Raw genomic sequence first — 24060 nt, forward strand, 5'->3', positions numbered from 1 at the left:
AAACTAGTGCCTGTTCAATGAATAATTATTTTCTCATTTGTTTGAGAGCGCCTGGAAAATCAGGATACACATTTACACATTCAGGTTTTCTGAAGGCACTTCTTCACCGATAAACCCCAGGTTCAACCGGTCTGAAAATTTGTTGCTGAAGATTTTGTTGGGATTAAATTCTCTGAAAACCTCTTGCCATTCTTTCAGTTTGGGATAGTTGGCCTGGATTATCTCAGGTTTGCCGTCAAGGATGGTGTTGATCTTCCCCCAGTGGGGGATACCCTTGTTTTTCAACATAATCTCCTGGTACCCAAGCAGGATCTCGTCCAGTTTTGGGGTATGGAGAATAAAAGGAGTATCGATATAGGCTACCTGTCCGCGGTATTCGGGTGAAAGGTAAGCGGGGGATTGGTCTACAAAACGTAAACCCATTGGGGCGGTTTGGTAAAGTTTATCGGCCTTGTTGCTCTCAGCCTTTTTGAACATTTCCTCCAGGGCTACGACAAAGTCATTTTTATTGCCGGTCATATCAAAGGCAAACTCACTGTCATAGGCCCTGATCTTTACAAATTCAGCGCCTTGATATAATATTTTATAGCCTTTGTTGATATAGCGTTTGTCTTTAAGGGACCGGAGAGAACGGTCTATCATTTTGGGCATTTTAGCAGCGTTTTTATTGGCTATTCTTCGTATTACCCAATAAGAGACGGGAAGACGCCCCAAAATACTGCTTATCCAGTTTCGGGTGGCATCACCTATGGACCTGCCACGTTTTTTTTCGATCAACCGGTGCCTTACTACAATGCACGTATGGTCTTTTTGGTCATTTTCGTAGGGATTGACCTGTACCATTACTCCCCGGATAGGTGTAGTACCGTCTTTCTCATAGAACAGACTTCTGTCTTCCAATTGAGGTTTAATAGTACTCCACTCGTAACACTTTTTTGTTTCCTCCAGGTAATACATCTTTTCCATTTCCAGGATAAAAGAATATACAATACCGAAACAGCCAAGACTAAGGATAGCGCTATAAAAGATCTTGTCATTCTGGACCAACTCCACCCCGGTTTCGTTATATTGGTCCGCGTTTGTGATGCCGTTTGTAGGTTCTATGCGTAAGCATTTACCTCCATGTGTCACTAGTAGCAGCGAGCGTACCATGCCGGGAAAGGAGGGTAGGCCTAACCCAGTGCCGTGTGTGCCCGTGGCAATGGCGCCTGCCAGCGTTTGATTGTCTATACCTCCCATATTGGCTACACAGAGGTCCATGAGTTCCATCCTACGGTTAAACTTCTGCACAGTCATTCCACCCTCTACATGCACCAGGTTTAATGTATGAAAGTCAGGCTTGATGGTGTCCTTGTCTAAGGATAAGAGCTTGTCCAGCTTTTTGAGATCTACCAGATAACTTTCAGGAACAGCTACATCGGAAAATGAGTGGCCGGAACCCACGGCTTTAATACGTTTGTTCTCACTTTCGGCACGTTTAACCAGTAATATTACGTCCTGTAATGACTTAGGAATACAATAATATGGCATCCGCCCACCAAACTTTTTGATGGTGTTAAACCAACGTTTGTTTTTAATGATTCTCATAGAAAAGTGATTTACAGGGCATAATGGGAATGGGCGCTACTTAGCTAATAGTATTACAATAATATGATTATTTTGATAAAAAATAAAATTAATGACCATATCAAAAAAAGAGCTACCCCTTATTTGGAGGTAGCTCTTTGACAGTTAATAGGTTATGATCAGTATAAGAAATTCAGTGCTGTTTTGTCATTGGCGGTAAATGGGCGGTCCCCTTCGGGGCTTCCACATGCCAGCATCCATGAACCGGCTTCAGGTCCAACGGGTGTTCCTGGAATATAGTTAGCTCCAATACCACCGTCACCTTCGTTATCAGGAGCACCACCGCAGCTGAAGCTTCTGTCCATATAGTCGGTATGACGGAAACCTATGCAGTGACCCATTTCATGAGCTATGGTAGTAGCGAGACCATTTATGTTTACCACATTGTCATAGAACTGGCGGGTCAATAGAATTTCGTTGAAAGGATCTCCTCCTGCTGTTGGGAACCCGGCTGATCCCAGGATGCCAAACCAGAAATACCAGAAAGGCGAGGCCTGAATGACCATGTCAGCACCGGCAGCGGAGCCTACCTGTTGGAATGTGAGGTTCAGAGGCTCTGCATTGTACCTCGCAATGGCAATGTCGGTAGCATCTCTATAACGCTGTGGCATATTCACAAAGACGGAAATGACGCGTGGAGTACCCGTTACCAGGTTGTCCGTAGAATAATGCTCTTCCGTAGGAGTGGTGCCGGCAGGTGACATGTTCATGATCTGCTCTTCGGTCAGTAAAATGTCACGCTCTACAATATACCCGGTCTCTATCTTTTTTACATCGAAATCCACTGTATTGAAACCAATGGCTTTTAATTGATTTAATATTTCCGGGGATACTTCATCCTGTGGAGTGGCAGATTCTTCTTCCTGACTACAGGCAAATACCATTAAGGCCATCAGGGCAATGCCCCATAAAGAGAACTTTTTCATAACTAATTGGGTTTAGGTTAATTAAATAATTATCTGTTAAATTAAATTATTTTAAGATTAAATTAAAATTGAAAAAGATAATGAATATTACCTTGACAGTATCGATGAAGTATTTTAGCTAAAATATACTTAGGAGGAGTTGATTTACTTGGTTTTGATAGAGGTGCCAGCTAAAAATTTAAGTGTTATTTCAGCAACTTTAGCTGCGAAAGCCGCATTTTGCGCTCTTAACTCAGCGTTGATCAAATTGATTTGAGACTCTCTCAATTCCAGTGCGTTAGACAACCCTATCTCATACCGCTCTTGAGCTATTTCATTGTTCTCTTTGGCTACTTCCAAGTTTTCTCTTTCGAGGGTAAGCAAGTCTAAATTATTGCGATAGTTGAGGTAATTGGTTTTGATGTCCGTTTTTATGGCCAACAGACGATTTTCATACTGAAATTGTGCAGTTTCAGAATCAATTCTTGCATTCTGTTTTCTGCGTTGCAGGTTAAAACCGTCAAACAATACCCAGGAAGCAGAAAGACCATAGGTAATATTATCTGAAGTGTTTTCTACCACGAAACCTGCCGGAGATTCTGAATTGGTATGGGTAAAATCAGCAAACAGACCAACGCTGGGAAGCATTTCACTTTTTAGAAGAAGCTCATTTTGATGGCGTAACAATTCTTGTTTCTTCAGGCTGGTAAGTTCGGGGTTTTGCATCTCTACTGCTGATAAAAGATCATTTAGGTTGAGTTCATTATCAAATAACAGTGTGTAGTCCAGGTCAAATTCAATGGAATCAGTGTCCAGTGCCATAAGTTGGAGCAGATCAAACTTCCCTCGTGCCAGCCGTTCGATTTGTTGTATATAATTGGATCGGTCTGCGTTAAGGTCAACCTGGGCCTGCAGATATTCAAGTTTAGAAGCTTTGCCAAGCTCATACTTTTGTTTTGCCACTTGAAGACGATCTTCAGACAGGGTTACATTACTATTCAGCAGACGCAGTCGTTCTTTTTCTGCTGCTGCCAGATAAAAGGAGGACTGCAGTTCGAAAATAGTGGTTTGTATTTGGAATTTAAGATTTTCTTTTTCGAGTGCGGTCAATTCTTTTAAGATATCACTGGCCACAAACATTCCTAATCCATTGAAGATAGTCCAATCCAGTCTCGCACCATAAGAGAGGCTATTAGATTTAACTCCGGACTCTTCACGTACATCTCCTGATGCTCTTAACTGATCAAAAGACTGCCGTCCGAAATTACGATTGAAAGAAGCGGTAACACGAGGTAAAAAACCTGCATTACCGAGGGTAGCATCGTTTTCTGTGATCTCAAAACTGTTTTCTGCTATTTTGATATCATAATTGTTTTCCAGCGCTATCTGTACAGCATCTTCTACGGTAAGGATATCCTGGGCGCTTGCCGAAGAACAGATACCGACAACAAGAAAAAGAGTGATCAGTTTTTTCATGTCCTGGCGAGTCTTTTTTGCCTGCTGGTAATGAAGACGTAAACAGCAGGAATAACAAAAAGTGTAAGTACGGTGGCAAATAACATCCCTCCAATAACGGCAATACCCATGGAAACCCGGCTTTCAGAGCCAGCTCCTAAGGCCAGGGCTATAGGTAATATGCCTAAAACAGTAGAAAGGCTGGTCATTAATATGGGACGAAAGCGTGCTTTAGCAGCACCTAAGATAGCTTCTTTTACACTCATGTCCTGGGCTTTGCGCTGGTTGGCGAATTCCACAATTAAAATCCCATTTTTAGTCACCAGGCCTATCAACACAATAATACCGATCTGGCTAAAAATATTGATGGTCTCTCCAAAGGCATACAACGAGAGCAGTGTGCCTGCCAGTGCCAATGGCACGGTAAACATAATGATCAGAGGATCACGAAAACTTTCAAACTGCGCGGCCAGTACCAGGTAGATCAATACCAGGGCAAAACCAAAAGCAAAATACAGGTTTCCGGAACTTTGCGTAAATTCCAGTGAAGTGCCTGCCAGTGCAGTGCTGAATGAGCCGTCCAATACTTTTGCAGCTACCTCATCCATTGCCTCTATACCATCACCTAGGGAGTTTCCGGCCGCCAGGCTGGCAGAGATAGTGGCTGAAGCGAATCGGTTGTAACGATAGAGTTGGGGAGGAGTACTTTTTTCTTCAAGGGTGACCAGGTTATCCATTTGTATCAATTCACCATCTTCATTCTCAATATAAATAGATTTAAGGTCGAGTGGGTCGTCCCGGTCACTTCTCTCCATCTGACCAATGATCTGGTACTGCTTACCGTCCTTAATGAAATACCCGAAGCGCTGACCACTCAGCGAAAGCTGTAGCGTCTGGGCAATGTTTTGTACCGACACCCCCAGATCACGTGCCTTGTTACGATCAATAGCGATATTTATTTCAGGCTTGTTGAATTTTAAATCGACATTCACGAAGTCAAAAACCCCGGTTTGATTGGCTTCTTTTATGAAAGATGGTATAACCTCTTTGAGTTTATCCAGGTTGGGAGCCTGGAGCACATACTGAACGGGAAGGCGGCCACGTCGGTTGCCTATGGTCTGTGGCTGAGACACAAAAGCCCTGGCCCTGGTATTTTTAGCGACCAATGGTTTTATTTCATCCACTACCTGGCTTTGGCTTCTTTTGCGGTCTACTGCATCTACCAGGTTCACCACGGCAAACCCTGAATTGACGCTGGAGGATGCTCCAAACCCGGGAGAGGTAATGGTTAGGATACTTTTATTCTCAGGCACTTCATTGCTCACCAGTTCCAATATCTGGTCCATGTAGAAGTCCATATAATCAAAGGTGGCACCTTCCGGGCCGGTGGCATATATTCTAAAGTTACCACGGTCTTCCATAGGTGAAAGTTCCTTCGCAATGTTTTGACCCAAGAGGTAGATCGATACTCCGGACAAGCCAATGACCACAAAAGCCACCCATTTGATATTCATAAAGCTATCCAGCGCATTTCCATACACCCTGTTCAACCATTTGAAAAAAGGTTCGGTCCTGGTATAGATCCACTGCTGCTTCTCACGTTTCTTCAGCATATTGGAAGAAAGCATAGGGGTAAGTGTCAGGGCTACAAAACTGGAAATGATCACAGCCCCTGCCACAACCACGCCGAACTCCCGAAACAGTCTGCCGGTGAGTCCCTGTAAAAAAACAATAGGAAAAAATACCGAGGTTAATGCTACGGTAGTACTGATTACAGCAAAAAAGATCTCTTGTGCTCCTTTTTTACCTGCTTCGTGGGGTTCCTCTCCATTTTCAATTTTCGAATAGATGTTTTCCAATACCACTATAGCATCATCTACCACTAAACCGATGGCTAAAACAATTCCTAAAAGTGTTAAAACATTGATCGAGAAATCGAAGGTATACATCAGGAAAAAGGCCCCTACCAGGCTGATAGGTACTGTAATGATGGGAATAAAAGTGGTACGCCAATCTCTCAGAAAAGCAAAAATAATAAGTGCTACAAGGCCAAAGGCAATGTATATCGTTTGCTCTACTTCATTGATGGATTCGGTAATGTATTCGGTGTTATCAAAGGATATTTCCAGCTCTATGTCCGATGCCAGGTTCTTTTTGATACCTTCCAGACGTTTGTAGAATTCTTTTGAGATATCCAGGTTATTCGATCCGGGTTGTGGAGTAACTACCGTGATCACCATGGGGACCCCGTTATTTTTTAACACAGTACGTTCATTTTCCGGGAAAAACTCTGCTCTGCCTATATCTCTGAACCGGGTCACACCACTTTCGTCTTCTTTAATAATAAGGTCATTGAATTCTTCCGGGGTATTTAGCCGCCCGAGCGTACGTACTGAAAGTTCAGTAGTGTTGCCTTCTATTCTTCCGGAAGGTAGTTCCAGGTTTTGTGCATTTACTGCATTGAAAACGTCCAACGGAGTTACTTTGTATGCCGCCAGCTTAACCGGGTCCATCCAAAGGCGGATAGAGTAGCGTTTTTCTCCCCATATACGTACTTCACTGACGCCCGCTATGGTCTGGAAGTTTTCTTTGAATACGTTGTTGGCTATTTCTGATATTTCCAATAAGCTACGCTGCCGACTGAATATGCGTACACCAATAATGGGAGAAGAGTCCGCATCTGATTTGGACACTACAGGGGGTTCAGCATCGGGTGGCAGGTTTCTTACGGCCCGCGAGACCTTATCTCTCACGTCATTGGCAGCCGCTTCCAGGTCACTATCAATACCAAATTCTACCCGGATGGTACTTCGTCCGTCACGGGAAACGGAACTTAATGATTCAATGCCCTGTATACCGTTGATAGATTCTTCCAGTGGTTCGGTAATTTGAGTTTCCACGATATCAGCATTGGCACCGGCATAACTGGTAGATACGGTAATGATAGGAGGGTCTACGCTGGGATATTCACGTACACCCAGAAAGTTGAATCCCACGACACCCATGATCATGATCAGCAATGACATGACAATGGCCAATACCGGCCGGTCTATACTTATATTGGATAAACTGCTCATTCAGTTGTCAGCGTTATATCTGCTTTCATTCCAGCCCTTAGTTGTAGAATACCTGTAGTAAGTACAGTGTCCCCGAGATTGATCCCTGAAGTGATCTGTACCTGGTCAGCGGTACGAATACCTGTTTGTACGGGGCGGTTCTGGACCAACCCATTTTCCATGACAAAAAGCTTTTTACCACTCAATTCGGGGATCACAGCTTCGGTAGGTACCATAATGGCTTCTTCAAAAGTCTCTAAGGTCAGCTTGATCTCTGCAAACTGGCCCGGCAGCAATTGGTTTTTCGGGTTAGTGCTTTTTGCACGTATACGCAGACTACGTGTTTGAGGGTCGATCTGGGGTTCTATAGCGTAAATACTTCCACTGAATTCTATTTCACTGGCATCTGTTTTAAAAAGGACCTTATCGCCAGGGTTCACCTCATTAGCGTATTTCCCAGGGACTGAAAAATCCAGTTTTATAGGATTTATGCTGTATACGGTGGCAATATCATCCGATGGATTCAGGTAACGACCGATACTGACTGACCTTAACCCAATGATACCGTCGAAAGGAGCTCTGATCTTATGTTTTTGCAATTGTACCTGTAACACTTTAATATCTGCTATAGTTGTATTCAGAATGGTAAGCGATGTTTCGTATTCTTCTTTGCTTATAGCTTCTTTAGCAAGGAGCTGCTTCTGTCGGTATTCAATATCTTCATTGAGCTTTTTAGCGAACTGAAATTTTGCTATCTCTGCCTTGATCTGTTCATCGTTCAATTGGATCAGTAGTTGACCTTTTTTCACTTTCTGACCTTCTTCAAACAATATGTCGGCTACAACACCCGCTACTTCACTTTTCAACACTACCGATTCATTAGGAAGTAAAGATCCTGTGATTCTCAGGCTGTTATCAAGGGTGCTTCTTTTAGCTATAACACCGTTGACAGGTAACGGAGGCCTACTTCTACTTTCTGCAGAAGACTCCTTGGGGTGTTCTGCACTGAAAATGTTAGGGAAAAAAATAAATACTGCTGCTATTGAAGCTATCACCAGCACCAACAACATCTTGATTGTTTTGTTCATGAATCAACTAAAACACAAAGGTAAAGCCATTAAAAGGGGATTTGCCTGACCGTTCATCATAATTACAGAAAAAACAGGATTTATGTCTTGTTGTAAAGGTTGGAAGGCAGCCTTTTTGCGCTGAATGACTGTGCATTACTAGTGTTAAGTTAAGTGTTAGATGACGGTTAACTATTTTTCCGGTTCCGTTCTTAAAGTCAGCAGTTGGCCATAAACCATCGGTAAACCTATCATTTGCCTATTGCCGACCGATCGAAAGTTTCACAATACCGCAAGTATAATTCATCATGTAACCTATGCATTAATTTGAACTTAACTTAACAATAAATAGCAACACACTTATTTGAAAAGTGGTTTTACATCATGTAAATCTTACCACTATTGCTACATTGACTGTTTAAGGCAGAACAGGTATCCTTCCCGGTGACCTATGTCTTATCCGGGAAGAATGAAATCTGGATATTAGTCTTCCTGTATTTTGATTTGCTGGATCTTGTCGCCCTGGCGGATGTCATCTACTACTTCTACACCTTCCACCACTTTTCCAAAACACGTATGGTTACGGTCCAGGTGTTGAGTATTTTCACGACTGTGGCAGATAAAAAACTGACTGCCACCCGTGTTACGTCCTGCATGTGCCATGGATAACACACCACGATCATGGTATTGATTGTCTCCGTCCAGTTCACAATCAATTTGATAGCCCGGGCCACCGGCGCCGGTACCATCAGGGCATCCACCCTGGATCACGAAGTTGGGGATAACACGGTGAAAAGTAAGGCCATCATAATATCCGCTTTTAGAAAGCTTAATAAAATTCTCTACAGTGTTGGGAGCATCATTGTCATAAAACTCCACTTTCATAGTTCCTTTGTCTGTTACGATCTCGGCTGTTTTCATAGTTGCTTTTTATTTTTGCAAACCTATTAAAACTTTGCTAAAAAACTGAGTTTTAAATGTATCGCAATGGCGGAGGTAAAAGAGGTAACCACCTTGATGACTTTTTGGGAGAAGGAGAGTGCTTTAAGTGTTTTAAATTAATTTTGACCTATGTTGAGTTATAAGACCAAAATGAAACTGATTAACTGGTGGCCGCCAATGCTGGGCACCGGGATCAGCCTCAAATCCATTTCTGATGACTACACTCGTTTTGAAGTGGAAATGAAACTAAAATGGTATAACCGAAACCTCATAGGCATTCATTATGGCGGGTCGCTTTATTCTATGTGTGACCCCTGGTATATGTTTATTCTTACGGCTAACCTGGGTAAACGGTATGTGGTAGTGGATAAATCTGCCAATATCCGTTATTTAAAACCTGGTAAAGGCACCTTGCGTTGTGTTTTTGAAGTCAGTAAAGATGAAGTTAAGGATATCAGAAGCGAGCTGGACCAGATTGGTAAAAAAGACTATACATTCCTTTGTGAAGTGCGTAATGCGGCAGGTGAGGTAGTCACTGAGGTGGATAAGATCGTTTATATCAGGAAGAAAGACTTTGACTGGGAGGCCTTTAATCAAAAATCCAGCGTTAGCTGAAGCCCGGGAGGCTCTTCCTCTTTCATTTCATGATTAAGATTGGATACGGACAGTCCCAACAGCCGTATTTTAATGTTGTTCATGTCCAGAGTTTGAAGCAGTTCCTCAAACAGCGCTATAATTTGTTTTTCATCTTCAATCCAGGTCGTCAGCGTTTTGCTTCGTGTGATAATCTGGAAATCAGAGAATTTTACTTTTAGCGTCAATGTCTTGCCTTTCGTGTTAGAGTGCTCCATACGTCCGGTGAGTATTTCAGTAATATGCAATAGTTGCTCCCTGATCTGTTCCAGTTGAGTCAGGTCTTGTTCGAAGGTGTTCTCAGCTCCTAATGATTTGCGAATACGATTAGGATTGACCTCACGCTCGTCCTGGGCACGGGCAATCCGGAAGTAATAGCGACCAGCCTTACCAAACCGGCTCACTAAATCCGGCTCAGACAGTTGTTTCAGGTCCAGTCCGTTATAAATGCCCATTTTATGCATCTTTTCAGCGGTCACCTTACCAATCCCAAAAAAACGTTCTATAGGTAGTTTTTCTACATATGCGATAGCTTCATCCGGGGGAATAACAAATAGTCCATCCGGTTTATTGACATCGGAAGCTGTTTTTGCAAGAAACTTATTGATAGAAATACCTGCAGAAGCCGTCAGGTGTGTTTGCTGCCTGATCCGGGTTTTAATTTCATGGGCGATAAGAGTGGCGGATGGTAACGATTTCTTATTGGTAGTTACGTCCAGGTAAGCTTCATCAAGAGATAATGGCTCTACCAGGTCTGTGTAGTTATAAAAAATATCCCTGATCTGATGGGATACTTCTTTATATGCGTCAAAGCGAGGTCTTACAAAAATAAGATCAGGGCACTTTCGGGCAGCTATTTTGGAAGGCATGGCAGATCTTACACCAAACCTCCGGGCTTCATAGCTGGCTGCGGCCACTACCCCACGGTCAGAACTTCCGCCAACAGCCAAAGGTTTCCCTTTCAGGTCAGGGTTATCACGTTGTTCTACAGAAGCATAGAAAGCATCCATATCGATATGTATGATCTTCCGCATAGTAGTATTACGTCATTTGCCTTGAAATTGGTTATCCGGTATTTCCAACCGCTTAAATAATTGCTTTTTGCTTCGGGTATTTTAATGAACATCTTCAACAGTATAATGAAGAAACGAGTTTTTCTACATTAAAGTAAAACATATCACCTAAACCAAAAGGAGGACAATTTGAAACGAAGAGATTTTGTGCAATTGGCCGGGCTCGGAGCAGGCGCTGTAATGCTTCCAGGTCAGTTGACAGGCAATGCCATTCCTGTTGAGGCGCTACTCGCCCCGGGTATGGACATAGCTGCAAAGAAACGTATGGCTGATGTCGCCCTGAACACCGCCAAAAGCTTTGGCGCCAGCTATGCTGATGCGCGCATAGGGCGTTATTTGAACCAATACGTTTTTACACGTGAAGATAAGGTGCAAAACGTGACCAATACGGAATCGTTCGGTATTGGCATACGTGTGATCGCCAATGGTACCTGGGGGTTCGCCTCTACCAACAATGTGACAGAAGACGGAGTAAAAAAAGCTACTGAACAGGCCATTGCTATTGCTAAGGCAAATGCCAAGATACAAAGCGAGCCGGTCAAACTTGCTCCTGTGAAATCCCTTGGTGAGGTAAGCTGGAAAACACCACTCCAAAAAGACTTCAAAGAGATCCCGGTATCAGAAAAGGCGGATTTGCTGTTAAGTGCCAATGCTTCAGCCATGGAAAACGGGGCTAATTTTGTGAATTCAGCCTTGTTTATGGTAAATGAGCAAAAGTACTTCGCTTCTACAGAAGGCTCTTACATTGATCAGGATGTGCATCGTATCTGGCCTACATTCGGAGTAACAGCGATTGACCGTTCCCAGGGTAAGTTCAAGTCCCGGCAGGCATTAAGTGCACCTATGGGTATGGGATATGAATATATGGATGGGTTGTCTTCTGAAAAGGTAGAAAGCCCGGCAGGTTTTAATTTGTTCAGGAAGAGCTATGATATAGTGGAAGATGCTACATTGGCAGCCAAACAAGCTAAGGAAATGTTGGAGGCCAAATCGGTTGAGCCAGGAAAGTATGACCTGGTACTCGAACCTAACCACCTAGGACTTACCATTCATGAGTCTGTAGGTCACCCTCTTGAGCTGGACCGGGTATTAGGCTATGAAGCTAACTACGCAGGTACCAGTTTTGCCACTCTGGACAAATGGAAATCAAAAAACTTTCAATACGGGAGTGATATTGTGAACCTTGTGGCTGATAAAACACAGGAAGGTTCATTAGGGGCAGTAGGATATGATGATGAAGGTGTAGCCTGCAAAGAATGGGACCTGGTGAGAAACGGGATACTGGTAAACTACCAGGCCATACGTGATCAGGTGCATATGATCGACCAGCAGGAGTCACATGGCTGCTGCTATTCCCAGAGTTGGAACGACGTTCAGTTTCAGCGGATGCCTAACGTATCCTTAGAACCTGGAAAAGAACCCTATTCCATTAAAGAAATGATCAAAGATGTGGAAAAGGGTATTTACATCGCAGGTCGCGGTTCATACTCTATTGACCAACAGCGTTATAATTTTCAATTTGGTGGTACAGTGTTTTATGAGATCAAAAACGGTGAAATAGGGCCTATGCTCAACGATGTGGCCTACCAGTCTAATACCCAAGAGTTCTGGAACTCCTGTACTAAGATCTGTGATGCCAGTGATTACCGGATGTTCGGATCATTCTTTGATGGAAAAGGCCAACCACCGCAGATCAGTGCGGTGTCACACGGCAGTTCTACCACACGGTTCAATGGCGTGAATGTCATTAACACCGGGCGGAACATTTAATCATTGTTGCAAAAAATTGAGATCATAACATGGCAATATATTCAAAAGAAGAAGCAAAGCAGCTGTTGGAAAAAGCGTTGTCTTTTTCTAAGGCAGATGCCTGCGAAATAACATTGAACGGAAGTGAGAGCGGCAATATCCGTTATGCGCGAAATTCCGTGTCTACAGCCGGTCATCGTTCAAACCAGACGATGTCCGTACAAAGTAGTTTTGGAAAAAAATCAGGAGTAGCTACTATTGATGAATTTGACGATGCTTCACTGCAAAAAGTGGTAGGCCGTTCAGAAGAACTGGCACAACTTGCACCGGAAAATCCGGAATTTATGGAGCCACTTGGCCCCCAGGAGTACCTGGATTCTAAAACGTATGTCGAAGCCACTGCTAAAATTAACCCGGAATACAGAGCCCGAGTGGCATCAGATAGTATCAAACCGGCAGCGGCTAAGGACGTGACGGCAGCCGGATTTTTAAATGACTCCGCCGGATTCACGGCGATGGCTAACACCAATGGTTTATTCGCTTATAATCAGTCTACAGATATAAGCTTTACCGTGACCATGCGTAGTAATGATGGCACAGGTTCCGGTTGGTCTTCCAGGGATTTTAATGATGTCAATAAATTTGATGCAGCGGAAGCTTCGGCGGTGGCCATCGATAAGGCCATACAGTCCAGGAATGCCAAAGCGATAGAGCCTGGTAAATATACAGTAATATTAGAGCCTGCGGCATCTTCACAACTGCTTCAGAATATGTTCAGCGCATTTAATGCCCGTACTGCGGATGAAGGCAGAAGTTTTATGAGTAAAGAGGGCGGCGGCACTAAACTTGGAGAGAAAATAGTAGATGAGCGTGTGAACTTCTGGTCAGACCCGCAGCACCCTGATGTGCCTTCCGCTCCCTGGAATGGTGAAGGGCAGGCAAGAAAGAAAATGAATTGGCTGGAAAACGGTGTGGTGAAAAACCTTGCTTATAGTCGTTACTGGGCGAAAGAAAAGGGAGTAGAACCAGTGCCAACACCCAGTAACGGTATCATGACCGGTGGCGATGCTTCACTGGAAGACCTCATCAAGGATACTAAAAGAGGGGTACTGGTCACACGATTATGGTATATCCGAACGGTAGACCCGCAAACCTTGCTTTACACAGGTTTGACACGTGATGGTACTTTTTATATTGAAAACGGTAAGATAAAGCACCCGGTGAAGAATTTCCGTTTCAACGAAAGCCCGATCATTATGTTGAATAATTTGGAGGCATTGGGAAAACAGGTGAGGATCAACGGCAACCTGATCCCTTATATGAAGGTGAGGGATTTTACATTTACCAGTTTGTCAGATGCGGTGTAAACCACTGTGATATTTATTGGATCCACATGAAAATTTGCTCCGGTTTTTATGTGGACCATATCATAGGCATTTGTTTTGTTATTAACAGGTCAATTTAACTTAAGGGTTTCCGGTGTTTGTCTTCAATTTATTCACGGATTTTGTTCTGGCAGACAGACGTAGTTTTAAGTTACTGTCAAATACTTAAAATGGAACGGTATCGCCAATTACCTGGAACCCCTGGTTCATTGACGATCAGAAGTCTGGTTTTATTATTGGTGTAGTTTTTAACTGGATTTCATCACAATACAACATCCTTTTTTAGCCATATCTGTGCTAGATTTCGGACCTCTGTATTTTTACAACGGACCTCTTTTTCTTTAATGGTTTATTCTTACCCAATTGGAATTGAAATTAGGCGATACATGTAGCTTATCGATGGTGTATATAATTTAATGAATTAAAAACCGCCGAACCCGAAAACCCTACCATTAGTCGAAACATTCCAAATTGTATAATAAACAACCTTACTTTCGAGGAAATCATAGATCATGTTAGTTGAACAACCCCATATTGGCAGTATTCTGGCGCAGTGCACGGCTTCACAATTAAATTTTTTAATGGTGGGTGAGCACAGTGATCTGGACATTTCCAGTTTAGTACAACAGGCCAATGAGGTGGGAATTCGATTAGCAGGTGGCATTTTTCCAGGTATTTTGCATGGTGACCGGCATCTGGAGAAAGGGGTGATCATTAAACCATTAAATGTAAATAGTTCGTTCATGCTGTTTCAGGGTTTGACGCAACGTCATGAACTTCCTGAAATAGATGAAACGAGCCATTCTGCTATTGTTTTACTGGATGGCTTAACAAATGGTATTCCACACTTTTTAGAAAGTATCTATGAAAAATATGGTGATAACCTGAACTATATTGGCGGTGGATGCGGGTCCCTGTCATTGAAGTCTCAGCCCTGTATCTTTACGAATGACGGGTTTTTTCAGGATGCAGGATTACTCATTTACGTGCCAGACCAGCTGAAAATCGGAGTGCAACATGGGTGGAAAAAAATTGAAGGCCCTTTCCTGGTCAATAAATCTGAAGGGAATGTGATCTATGAGATCAATTGGAAGCCGGCTTTTGAGGTGTATAAAAAAGTAGTAGATGCACACAGTAACACCGCCATTGAACAAGATAATTTTTTTGGAATAGCTAAAGGTTACCCTTTTGGAATTTTCAGAGAAGGGTATGAAAATGTGGTGCGTGATCCTATCATGACATTGGATAAACGCACATTGACGTGTGTAGGAGAAGTGAATAACAATACTTCAGTAGATATATTGGTAGGCAGCCCCCACGACCTGATAGCTTCTGCAGGTAAGGCAGCCGAAACGGCTGTGGATGGAGTGGATACAATGTCTGTTTTGGTGGTAGATTGTATTTCCAGAGTGCTATTCTTAGAGCAAGATTTTTCAGAGGAACTGGAAGTTGTAAATAGCGTAATTAAACAAAAAAAAGATTCAATTGAATTGGAAGGAGTCTTATCTTTAGGAGAGATATCCTCTTTTGGCGAGGGCTACCTCGAATTTTTTAATAAAACCATTGTAGTTTCCAGCTTCTATTAAAACCATTGAATGGAAGATAATTTTTCCCAAGTAGCGTTGCTCTATGAGCTCAGTCTTACGAACGTTAAACATCGTAATCCGGAAGATATTGCCGGTAATTTTATACGTAAGATCCTTTCAAGGAAAGCGTTGAACTACGGAGCCGTATGGCTCAAAGACGTGGAAAAAGAGGGAGTCGTTCATTTCTCCAGTTTGTATGCGATGCCGGTAACCTGGGAAGCCGTAGATACCACTCAGCAAAGGATAGATCAGTTGTTTAAAGAAGGTAACCTCGCGCTGACTACCGAATCTTTCTTTTTTGGAAAAGAGCTTACGGGACATTTCGCGTACTTTCGGTTACTGGATATAGGTATTCTGGAGTTGTATTCATCCAATGACGCTGAAAAGCTATGTGAAGATAGCGTTTACCCTCTGCTGGATGTGGTCCAACAACTGGCAGCTACCATAGAAAGTGGTTTTGCTTTTAAAAAGCTGAAAGATGAGATAGGCCATCGAAAAAGAGCAGAGAAGTATCAGAAGAATAGTGAAGAAAAATATCGCAAGATCATTGATAATATCCATTTAGGACTCATGGAAGTCGATAATGATGAGAAGGTACTCTTTGCCAATGAATCATTTTTAAGGCTTACGGGATATAAATTAGACGATATAATAAGCAAAAGAGCTTCTGATATTTTTTTACAACCGGATGCCACACAAGCGCGCGAACAACTTAAAGAAGAACATAAAAAAAGACTGAACGGAGTATCCAGTTTTTATGAACTCCCCATTATAGATAAAGAGGGGAATGAAAAATGGGCCATGGTGAGTGGTGCACCTATTAAGGATGGCACAGACCAGGTAGTGGGGTCCATCGGTATTCATCTGGATATCACGGAAAAGAAAGAGCGGGAACTGTCTGAGCGAAAACTACTGGCAAAACTTGCAGAGCAAAATCAAAAGCTAAACGAACACCAAAGTTATTTGAATGCAATCAACGATTTTGCTACCCGACTGATCAAAGCACAGGGAATTGAAAGTATTGCGAAGGAGATCACCGAGAATGTAGTCAAACAATTCCGGTTTACAGACTGTATGGTGTATCTGGTAGATGACGATAAGAAATCACTTACACAGGTATCTTCGTATGGTGTCGATAATAAAAAGGGGATACTTAAAAAGCCTGTTTCTATTCCCATTGGAAAAGGAATACCCGGACAGGTGGCTAAGACCGGAATACCTGAAATTGTAAATGATACGTCAAATGAGCCCAGGTATCTTCATGACGGTGGTGGGTTATCAGAACTGGCTGTACCTATTATTACGGACGGAGAGATCGTAGGGGTGATAGATACTGAACACTCTGATAAAGGGTATTATACGGATAAACACCAGGAGACACTGACTACCATTGCCAACCTTACAGCTACCAAAATTAAAAATGCACTCATTCGTAAAAGAAGTAAACGAGCGGAAAAGGCATTACTTGAAAGTGAAAGTAAGTTTAGGTCAATCATTGATTCAGCGTTAGATGCCGTAGTAACCATTAACATGGCGGGTGACGTTACCGAATGGAACCCACATGCTGAAGTGCTTTTTGGCTACAGTAAAGAGGAGGCGCTTGGAAGGCCTTTATATTCATTGATTATACCTCATCACTACCGGAAAGCACATACCGAAGGGATTACACGTTTCAAAAAAACCGGGGAGACAAGGGTTTCTAATAAGCGTATAGAGATAACGGCTTTGCATAAGGACGGAAACGAATTTCCCATAGAATTAAGTATCAAGCCTGTTACCATAGGTGGGAGGACTTTTTTCTCTGCATTTGCAAGAGATATTACACAGCGAAAGCAGGCAGAAGAGGATATGAAAATGGCGCTCGAACAACAAAGAGAGCTTAATAAAATGAAATCGCAGTTTGTGGCCATGACCTCCCATGAGTTTCGTACACCGCTTACTACCATTCAAACAAACATTGAGCTGCTTGCCTTCCGCCTGGAGAAAGAAGAACTGGCAGCGAAAGAAAAAATAGAGAAAAGCCTTGATCGTATTAACTCAGAAGCAACACGGCTGACGGTGTTGATGAATGAAATATTATTGATGGGTAAAATAGAGTCCGGTAACATTCCTTTTCATCCGGTGCCTACCAACATTCATGAGTTGGTGAAAGAGGTGATTGACCAGTCTTTTTCCAATCAACGTGATGGTCGTGAAGTGGCTATAAAGATGGTAGGGAAAGAGCGTGACATACGTATTGATCCCAATATTTATACGCATGTCATTACAAATTTAGTGTCTAATGCATTTAAATATTCTCCCGAAGCCGGTAACCCCGAATTGCATTTAATATTTCATAGGGAACATTTAGAAATGCGAATAAAGGACTGTGGTATGGGCATTCCCAAGGCTGATATCCCCAAGCTGTTCAACTCTTTTTTCAGAGCAATGAATGTTGGAAATATTCAGGGCAGTGGCCTGGGGTTAGCAATTGTTAAAGAATTCATAGACCTGCACAAAGGTACGATTGATATTACCAGTGAAATGGATGTGGGCACCACATTCATTATTGATCAGCCTTATTCGGGAGCAAGTGCGAATTAAAATTACAGTTTATGAAAAAGGTTTTAGTGATTGAAGATGATGTAAACATCAGAGAAAGCATCGTTGAGTTGCTTGAAATGAAAGAATATGATGTGATGGAAGCGGAAGATGGTGATCAGGGAGTGGAAATGGCCAAACTGAACAGACCTGATATTATATTATGTGATATCATGATGCCCGGAAAGAATGGCCATGAGGTACTTGCTGTTATCAGAAATGAAAAAGGATATTCTAATGTGCCTTTTGTTTTTCTTACGGCCCTTTCACAAAAAGAGGATATACGGGCAGGAATGAACCTTGGTGCAGATGATTACCTTACCAAGCCCTTTAAGGCCCGTGAACTCTATGCTACCATTGAAACAAGGCTTGCCAAACAGGCTGAACGTGCGGAGGAAAGCACCTCAGCGCCTGACCCGTTCCAGCAACGGGTAATTAACGAGAATATTGTGGCACCCATACAGGGACTTAAATCATCTTCCGCTACATTACTGGAATATTTTAATGACTATGCGAAAGATGAAATTGCCACTTTCATCCAGAAATTAAACGCTTCATTGGGCAGGGTGGAGCGTGCTACCCGTAATCTTGTCGCAGCACAGGCTATTGAACTCTCTAATTACGATGAGAAAACAATGAACGGGCTGATCACAGGCGTGACCTCCGACGGGTGTCGTTTGATTAAAAGTATCATACAGGAAACGGCTACCAACTGGGACAGGTTGGAAGACATCTTTGTGAAAGATATACCTGAACATACCTTAAACCTTCCCGAAAACACTTTTCGCACAATAATGTCGGAACTATTATTCAATGCCTTTAAATATTCAGACAAAGGTACTTTGGTAACAGTAGAAGCAGCTTGTGACAATGACCGCTTTGTCATTACCATTAAAGACAATGGCATTGGAATGGATACGGCATTACGAGATAAGTTGAATAATGAAGAATTACTACATCCTTTGGAAGGTAAATATGGCCTGTATATTGTTAAGTCCTTGATAAACAGGACTGGAAATGAAATGAAAATAGAGTCTGAAAAGGAAAAAGGAACTTTGATTATTTTAACATTTCAATAAAATTTCGGTTATATTCATAAGCTATTTTAATTAAAGCATACTTTATTTCATTTATTCAATACATTAAACGTTTATGAATTCATACAAAGTACTTGTGGTTGAAGATGACCCTAGAATATCGGAATCACTTTCTGAAATGTTGGAAATACTAAACCATGAGGTGGTGGGTGTGGCCGAATCGTACGACGAGGTGGTAAAGATAATGGAGAAAAATGATGCGGATGTTGCACTCCTGGATATACAGATCAAAGGAGATAAAACCGGTATAGATGTAGCTGAGCTGTTGAAAAATGATTATCATATTCCCTTCCTTTTTACCACAGCTTTTGCCGATGCTGATACTATAAAAAGGGCTACCAAACACAGCCCTTATGGCTACCTGGTAAAGCCGTATGGTATGAAAGATATCAATGCCGGTATCGAATTGGCGGTGAATAACCATAAAAATGTTTCTTCACTCAAAAATGAAGAAGGTAACTTGTTCAATACGGATAATTTATTTGTAAAAGTAAATTCACGCCTTGTACGTATAGAACCCAAAGACATTTTGTTTGTTGAAGCTAAAGGAGATTATGTGCTTTTCAAGACAAAGGAAAAGGGCTATATCGTTCATTCTACCATCAAAAACATAGAATCAAAATTAGATCCTTCTATTTTTGTTAAAGTGCACCGTTCTTACATTGTTAATGTGAGTAAGATCGTAGATATTGAGGAGAATAACTTACTTATTGGAGATTTAGTGATACCCATAAGCAGAGGGCAAAAAGGTACTTTACTTGGTCGTTTGAATACGATCTGACATAGTATTGAATTTATTGTAAAATACCGGTTTATCCATTATTCTATATTTTATCGCTAATCCGATCCCTGAAAAGCTAAAACCATTATTAGTAACGGCTGATATTGAATTATGCTGACCATGCAGCTTCATTTGTAAACGTCCGATCTCTTTTTCGAAAGCCACATTCACTCGCCAGGCAGGCTGTTCCTGTCCGTCACTGAATTGATAACCAACGGCCAGGTCAGCGCTAATGGCTAATTTAAACTTTTCCGTTTCGTCCTTTTTGAACCCTGCAAACCACTCAATGTTGTGAAACTTTTCAGGGCTGTAGTATAATTCAGGCACAGATCTGGAAAAAGTCATGGTGGAGTAATTGATCCCGGTTTTAAGCAGGGGCTTGTCTAGCAAATTTCGATAGACAGAAGTAAACAATAGTGACCGCTCGTTTCCATCACTGAATTGTGTGTAGTAATATTCAGAGTACCAACCTATTTTAGGGATCTTCCAAAAACTAATGTTTTTCAAAATATAGTGGTCCATCATGATGTCTAACTCAAGGAGGGCTTTGTTGAAGTTTTGTATCTCTCTTTCATGAGCTACTATCACTTGCTGGCTTTTACTTAACCTAAAAGAAGCCTGTACTTTATAATTTAAAAAATCAAGATCAATTGTTTCCGAAGTCGCGCTGGTGATATCAATGTTTGCTTCTACCAGGGTAAGTTTATTGATGCGGTAAGAAGAACCTACGATGAAAGTGTTGGCATCGGCGATATCATCGGTAATGGCATCACCGAAAAGTTCATGCTCGTAACCAAGATTTACCTTGAATAACGGACCCAGACTTAATGAAGAGTAGCTCGTAAGCCGTTTTCTCCAACTGCCGTCACTGGTTTCCGACAGGAAACCTTCTGTACCAATATAGGGCGCATGCCCATCGTTAAGTCGATCAATAAAACCTAGTACATCTTTTTGTCCGGGGTAAAATGTCAGTGTTTTAAAGGCTCCCTGGTAGGCCAGATGATCCAGACCCAGCGCATGATTGGCATCGGCCATACCCAGGTTCCCTTTAAATGATTTAGGCGCATAGCCGAGATACTCCTGATATTTACTAACTCCACCGGAATAATCTGAAAAATAGATCAGTACTTCTGCTTCTGAAGCTATCACCTCTTTATTCTCCGGATAAGTTTGCCTTAGCTCTTTTACGAATTCACTGGCGTCTTTTAATTCGTTATTCCAAAGTAGTGCTGTCACATATTGAAGTTGCATGGCAAGCTTGTCTTCCTTTGTGCCTTTCTCAGAGAGAATTTCTATTCCTTCTTTTACCACCTCTAACGCACGCTCGTCGGCGCCCAGAAAATGCTCTGCGACACACCACCCCTTATACGCTTGTACTTTATTATCAATTCTATGTTCGTATATGTCGCGGGCTTCGGCAAAGCTGCCTTCTAACAAATGAATGGTAGCTTTCAGCATCAAAGATTCCTGGTCCTTTGAGTTAGCAGTAAGGTTTTCATTGACTAACTTCTTAGCACCGGTATAATCACCTTTTTGTGAAGCCAGATAATCTGCCAGGCCTAAACGAATAAATTTCCGGGATATCCGGGCCTGTTGATTGTCAGGATTAATAACAAGTGCTTTTTTGATGTAAGTATATGCCTCATCATATTTTTTTTGCATGGACATACTATTAGCATAGCCCATAAGGGCTACGAAGTTTTTCGGATTAGAAGATAAAATATCACTGTAGACAGCTGCAGCGCTAGCGCCATCGTTACCCCATAAGTGAGACTCCGCCATATTTAAAAGTACCTCTTCGCTCTGAGGGTTTTGATTGAGGAGGCGTTGGAAAATACTCTGTGATTCAGATACATTTCCCGAGAGCCCTGTAGCCCTTCCATAACAGATCAGGGCCGTAGGATTCTCCGGGTCATTTTCTAAAAAATTACCGAAAAAAATTTTTGCCTCTCCAAACTGACCGGATTCCAATAACTTGAAGCCTTCAGACATGTTTTGAGCCAAAACGGTAAATGAGTATGTTAAAAAAAAGATCAAGACAGTTATATGACGTATGGCGCAGGCCGGTAATCGATACGTTTTCAATACTATAATATGATGCCGGATCATGTGGTGTTCTAAGATTTATGCCATTCAAAATTATCCTTCTTAAAAGGTTATGATTGAATATTTCGATGAGCAGTAGCTTAGTGACGAGAAAAGGTGCATTTCAACTTGTGAAACGTTTCTCCTACCAAAGGAATGACCTTCCTGAAAGATGTCATGACCTATACCTATTTGCTTTGGCCATCATAATACGAGATGCAAATGATTCTCGTTTCCCTTATGCCTTTCAGTTTGGAAAAGCGAATAAAAATGAGGTGGTAATGCATCAGGTAGCTATGAATTTACCAGCTGTATCCGGGATAGGTGATTCCTGTTGCATTCACCTTCGATTTTCATCCAGTCGTCGAAATGCTACCGATCGTGAGTGATTTAACAATACATTTGATATAAATGAGAGACCTTATGATACGAGAAATGATTTTACAAGAGACTGTCAATGGAAAAGTATCAGCGCCTGCCGCTTTACAGCTTTCAATGTTTGGAGAAATTACCTCTGATAACGCTCATGACATTTATCACAAATTGAGGGGACAATTGGATGATGCGGATAATATTAAAGTAAGTCTTTCAGGCGTAGAGAAAATTGACCTGGCAGGTTTTAATGTGTTGATAAGGATCTATATGACGGCGAAGAGGCTTAAAAAAGAATTGACTTATGTCGATTGCCATGATAAAAGACTGGCGCACCTTATAACGCTCACACGGTTTCATCATGTTTTCCATACGGAATAGCGCTTTATCACGAAGCTGGCTGCTCAGGCAGCTAAACCCTTCACTGATCTTTATGATCAGTGCGATGGTGGTGAATGCAGGAAATTATTATTACAACGTTTTTTTAGGAAGGTATGTAGGCCCTGAAGTATTCGCTGAAACAGGTCTTTTAGTGACCTTACTTTTGCTGCTTTCTTTTTTGGGGATGACTTTTCAGATAGTGGCAGCCAAATATGTAGTAGACTTAACGGCGGGAGATAAAGAGCGCTTTCAACGAAATATCACAACGATCAGTATAAGCATTGGTCTGTTATGTTGCTTACTGTTATGGGGAGGAGCAGAAACCTTATCCGTATTTTTTCAACTGTCCAATCCATGGGTGATTAAGGCCTTTGCAAGCGGAATACCTTTTTATTTTTTATTGAGCGTGCAGCGTGGCTTGTTACAGGGGCAGGAGAAATTTATACCTCTGTCCGTGTCTTATCAGGCAGAAATGCTGGGCCGGTTCGGTATTACGTTAGCCATTCTGTTTTTGATTGACGGTCAGGCTGGTATTGGAGTAGCTTCTGGCATAGCTGCTTCTATTGTCTTTGCCGTACTTTTTACAGGTAAGGTTCGGTTGACTTTTGATCTGAGGTCTTTAGGGAAAACTCCCAGGTACGTATTGCATTTTTTCATTTTTACTGCACTATACGAAGTAGTGCAGATGGTGATCAACTATTTTGATATCTTGTTGGTAAAGCATTATTTCTCATCGCTTATGGCAGGTTATTATACTTCCCTGTCACTGATAGGCAGAATGATCTACTTTGTTACCTGGATGTTTGTGATGCTGTTGTTACCCGCAGTGGTGAACCGCAGGAAAGAGGGTAAACCTTATCAGTATTTACTTAACAGGTATGTTCTGTACATTTCTCTGATCGCTTCGGCAGCAGTATTGAGTTGTTACCTGTTTGCTGACCTGATCGTAATTATTGTTTTTGGAGAACAGTATCTTCCTATCAGTCCGTATTTATGGAAATATGCCCTGGCTACCAGTCTTTTTGCCGTAAGTAATATTTTTACGTATTATCACCTTTCTCTCAACAATTATAGGCCTATGTTCATTACAGGTGCTTTTGCTCTTTTGCAAGTATTGAGCATGGTAGTGTTCCATAAAGACTTCAGTCAGATCATTCACATTCAGATAGGTTTCATGGCAATGGCTGTGCTAGGTCAGAGTATATACCACAAGGCACATGGCAAATACTAAAGCCATCCGGTTTTGGCGGAAATCAACGACGAATGGAATTCGGGTGATTGGTCGAG

18 protein-coding genes are annotated in these 24060 nt (G+C 42.0%); 10 read left to right on the plus strand and 8 right to left on the minus strand.

The annotated features are described in order from the left end of the window. Positions 1 to 72: 72 nt before the first annotated feature. The 6 genes from FNH22_RS09890 to FNH22_RS09915 all read right to left on the minus strand — a co-directional run bounded on the left by FNH22_RS09890 (position 73) and on the right by FNH22_RS09915 (position 9030). Positions 73 to 1587 carry an FAD-binding protein gene (locus FNH22_RS09890; protein ID WP_143398202.1) on the minus strand — a complete coding sequence of 505 codons (1515 nt, stop codon included), beginning with the start codon at positions 1585 to 1587 and terminating at the stop codon, positions 73 to 75. A 158-nt stretch (positions 1588 to 1745) separates the two neighbouring features. Then, positions 1746 to 2552, minus strand: a complete 807-nt coding sequence (locus FNH22_RS09895) for a M57 family metalloprotease (protein ID WP_143398203.1) — start codon at positions 2550 to 2552, stop codon at positions 1746 to 1748. A gap of 144 nt (positions 2553 to 2696) precedes the next feature. Next, entirely contained in the window at positions 2697 to 4007 is a 1311-nt protein-coding gene (locus FNH22_RS09900) for a TolC family protein (protein WP_143398204.1), read from the minus strand. Beyond that, positions 4004 to 7063 (minus strand): efflux RND transporter permease subunit, encoded by a 3060-nt coding sequence (locus tag FNH22_RS09905; protein ID WP_143398205.1) that lies wholly within the window; start codon positions 7061 to 7063, stop codon positions 4004 to 4006. Before FNH22_RS09905 ends, FNH22_RS09900 begins: the two co-directional genes overlap by 4 nt. After that, on the minus strand, positions 7060 to 8130 hold the full coding sequence (locus tag FNH22_RS09910; protein ID WP_143398206.1) for an efflux RND transporter periplasmic adaptor subunit: 1071 nt from the start codon (positions 8128 to 8130) through the stop codon (positions 7060 to 7062). The genes FNH22_RS09905 and FNH22_RS09910 overlap by 4 nt, the downstream gene beginning before the upstream one ends. A gap of 462 nt (positions 8131 to 8592) precedes the next feature. Then, complete coding sequence (locus FNH22_RS09915; RefSeq protein WP_143398207.1) at positions 8593 to 9030, minus strand: peptidylprolyl isomerase; 438 nt, start codon at positions 9028 to 9030, stop codon at positions 8593 to 8595. Positions 9031 to 9201: 171 nt separating this feature from the next. Between FNH22_RS09915 and FNH22_RS09920 the strand changes: the two genes are divergently transcribed. After that, complete coding sequence (locus FNH22_RS09920) at positions 9202 to 9666, plus strand: YiiD C-terminal domain-containing protein (protein WP_143398208.1); 465 nt, start codon at positions 9202 to 9204, stop codon at positions 9664 to 9666. On the opposite strand, the gene dinB is transcribed toward FNH22_RS09920, so the two are convergent. Further along, the gene (dinB, locus tag FNH22_RS09925) at positions 9645 to 10718 is read right to left on the minus strand and encodes a DNA polymerase IV (RefSeq protein WP_143398209.1); all 1074 of its coding nucleotides are present in this window, start codon (positions 10716 to 10718) and stop codon (positions 9645 to 9647) included. The genes FNH22_RS09920 and dinB overlap by 22 nt on opposite strands. Positions 10719 to 10886: 168 nt before the next feature. Between dinB and FNH22_RS09930 the strand changes: the two genes are divergently transcribed. The 6 genes from FNH22_RS09930 (at position 10887) to FNH22_RS09955 (ending at position 19935) form a co-directional block, all read left to right on the plus strand. Continuing rightward, positions 10887 to 12527 (plus strand): TldD/PmbA family protein, encoded by a 1641-nt coding sequence (locus FNH22_RS09930; protein ID WP_143398210.1) that lies wholly within the window; start codon positions 10887 to 10889, stop codon positions 12525 to 12527. A gap of 29 nt (positions 12528 to 12556) precedes the next feature. After that, on the plus strand, positions 12557 to 13873 hold the full coding sequence (locus FNH22_RS09935; protein ID WP_143398211.1) for a TldD/PmbA family protein: 1317 nt from the start codon (positions 12557 to 12559) through the stop codon (positions 13871 to 13873). A 530-nt stretch (positions 13874 to 14403) separates the two neighbouring features. After that, the gene (locus FNH22_RS09940; RefSeq protein WP_143398212.1) at positions 14404 to 15477 is read left to right on the plus strand and encodes an FIST signal transduction protein; all 1074 of its coding nucleotides are present in this window, start codon (positions 14404 to 14406) and stop codon (positions 15475 to 15477) included. A gap of 9 nt (positions 15478 to 15486) precedes the next feature. Beyond that, positions 15487 to 18060: a PAS domain S-box protein gene (locus FNH22_RS09945; protein WP_143398213.1), complete on the plus strand. Its 2574-nt coding sequence runs from the start codon at positions 15487 to 15489 to the stop codon at positions 18058 to 18060. Positions 18061 to 18071: 11 nt separating this feature from the next. After that, positions 18072 to 19136: a response regulator gene (locus FNH22_RS09950; RefSeq protein WP_143398214.1), complete on the plus strand. Its 1065-nt coding sequence runs from the start codon at positions 18072 to 18074 to the stop codon at positions 19134 to 19136. A gap of 73 nt (positions 19137 to 19209) precedes the next feature. Next, entirely contained in the window at positions 19210 to 19935 is a 726-nt protein-coding gene (locus FNH22_RS09955) for a LytTR family DNA-binding domain-containing protein (RefSeq protein ID WP_143398215.1), read from the plus strand. Here the strand turns inward: FNH22_RS09955 and FNH22_RS09960 are convergent. Beyond that, a complete protein-coding gene (locus tag FNH22_RS09960; RefSeq protein ID WP_143398216.1) occupies positions 19909 to 21927 on the minus strand; it encodes a lipopolysaccharide assembly protein LapB in 2019 nt (672 codons plus the stop codon). The genes FNH22_RS09955 and FNH22_RS09960 overlap by 27 nt on opposite strands. Positions 21928 to 22109: 182 nt before the next feature. On the opposite strand from FNH22_RS09960, the gene FNH22_RS09965 reads away from it, so the two are divergent. From FNH22_RS09965 to FNH22_RS09975, 3 genes are read left to right on the plus strand one after another with little or no spacing between them, the layout of a single operon-like run. Then, positions 22110 to 22409, plus strand: a complete 300-nt coding sequence (locus FNH22_RS09965) for a hypothetical protein (protein ID WP_143398217.1) — start codon at positions 22110 to 22112, stop codon at positions 22407 to 22409. Between the two features lie 34 nt (positions 22410 to 22443). Beyond that, positions 22444 to 22773 carry an STAS domain-containing protein gene (locus FNH22_RS09970; RefSeq protein WP_185154157.1) on the plus strand — a complete coding sequence of 110 codons (330 nt, stop codon included), beginning with the start codon at positions 22444 to 22446 and terminating at the stop codon, positions 22771 to 22773. Further along, positions 22754 to 24004, plus strand: coding sequence for an oligosaccharide flippase family protein (locus FNH22_RS09975; protein WP_143398219.1), 1251 nt, complete (start codon positions 22754 to 22756; stop codon positions 24002 to 24004). Before FNH22_RS09970 ends, FNH22_RS09975 begins: the two co-directional genes overlap by 20 nt. Positions 24005 to 24060: the final 56 nt, after the last annotated feature.

Origin of the sequence: Fulvivirga sp. M361 (assembly GCF_007097395.1) — a bacterium.
Classification (GTDB): Bacteria; Bacteroidota; Bacteroidia; order Cytophagales; family Cyclobacteriaceae; genus Fulvivirga.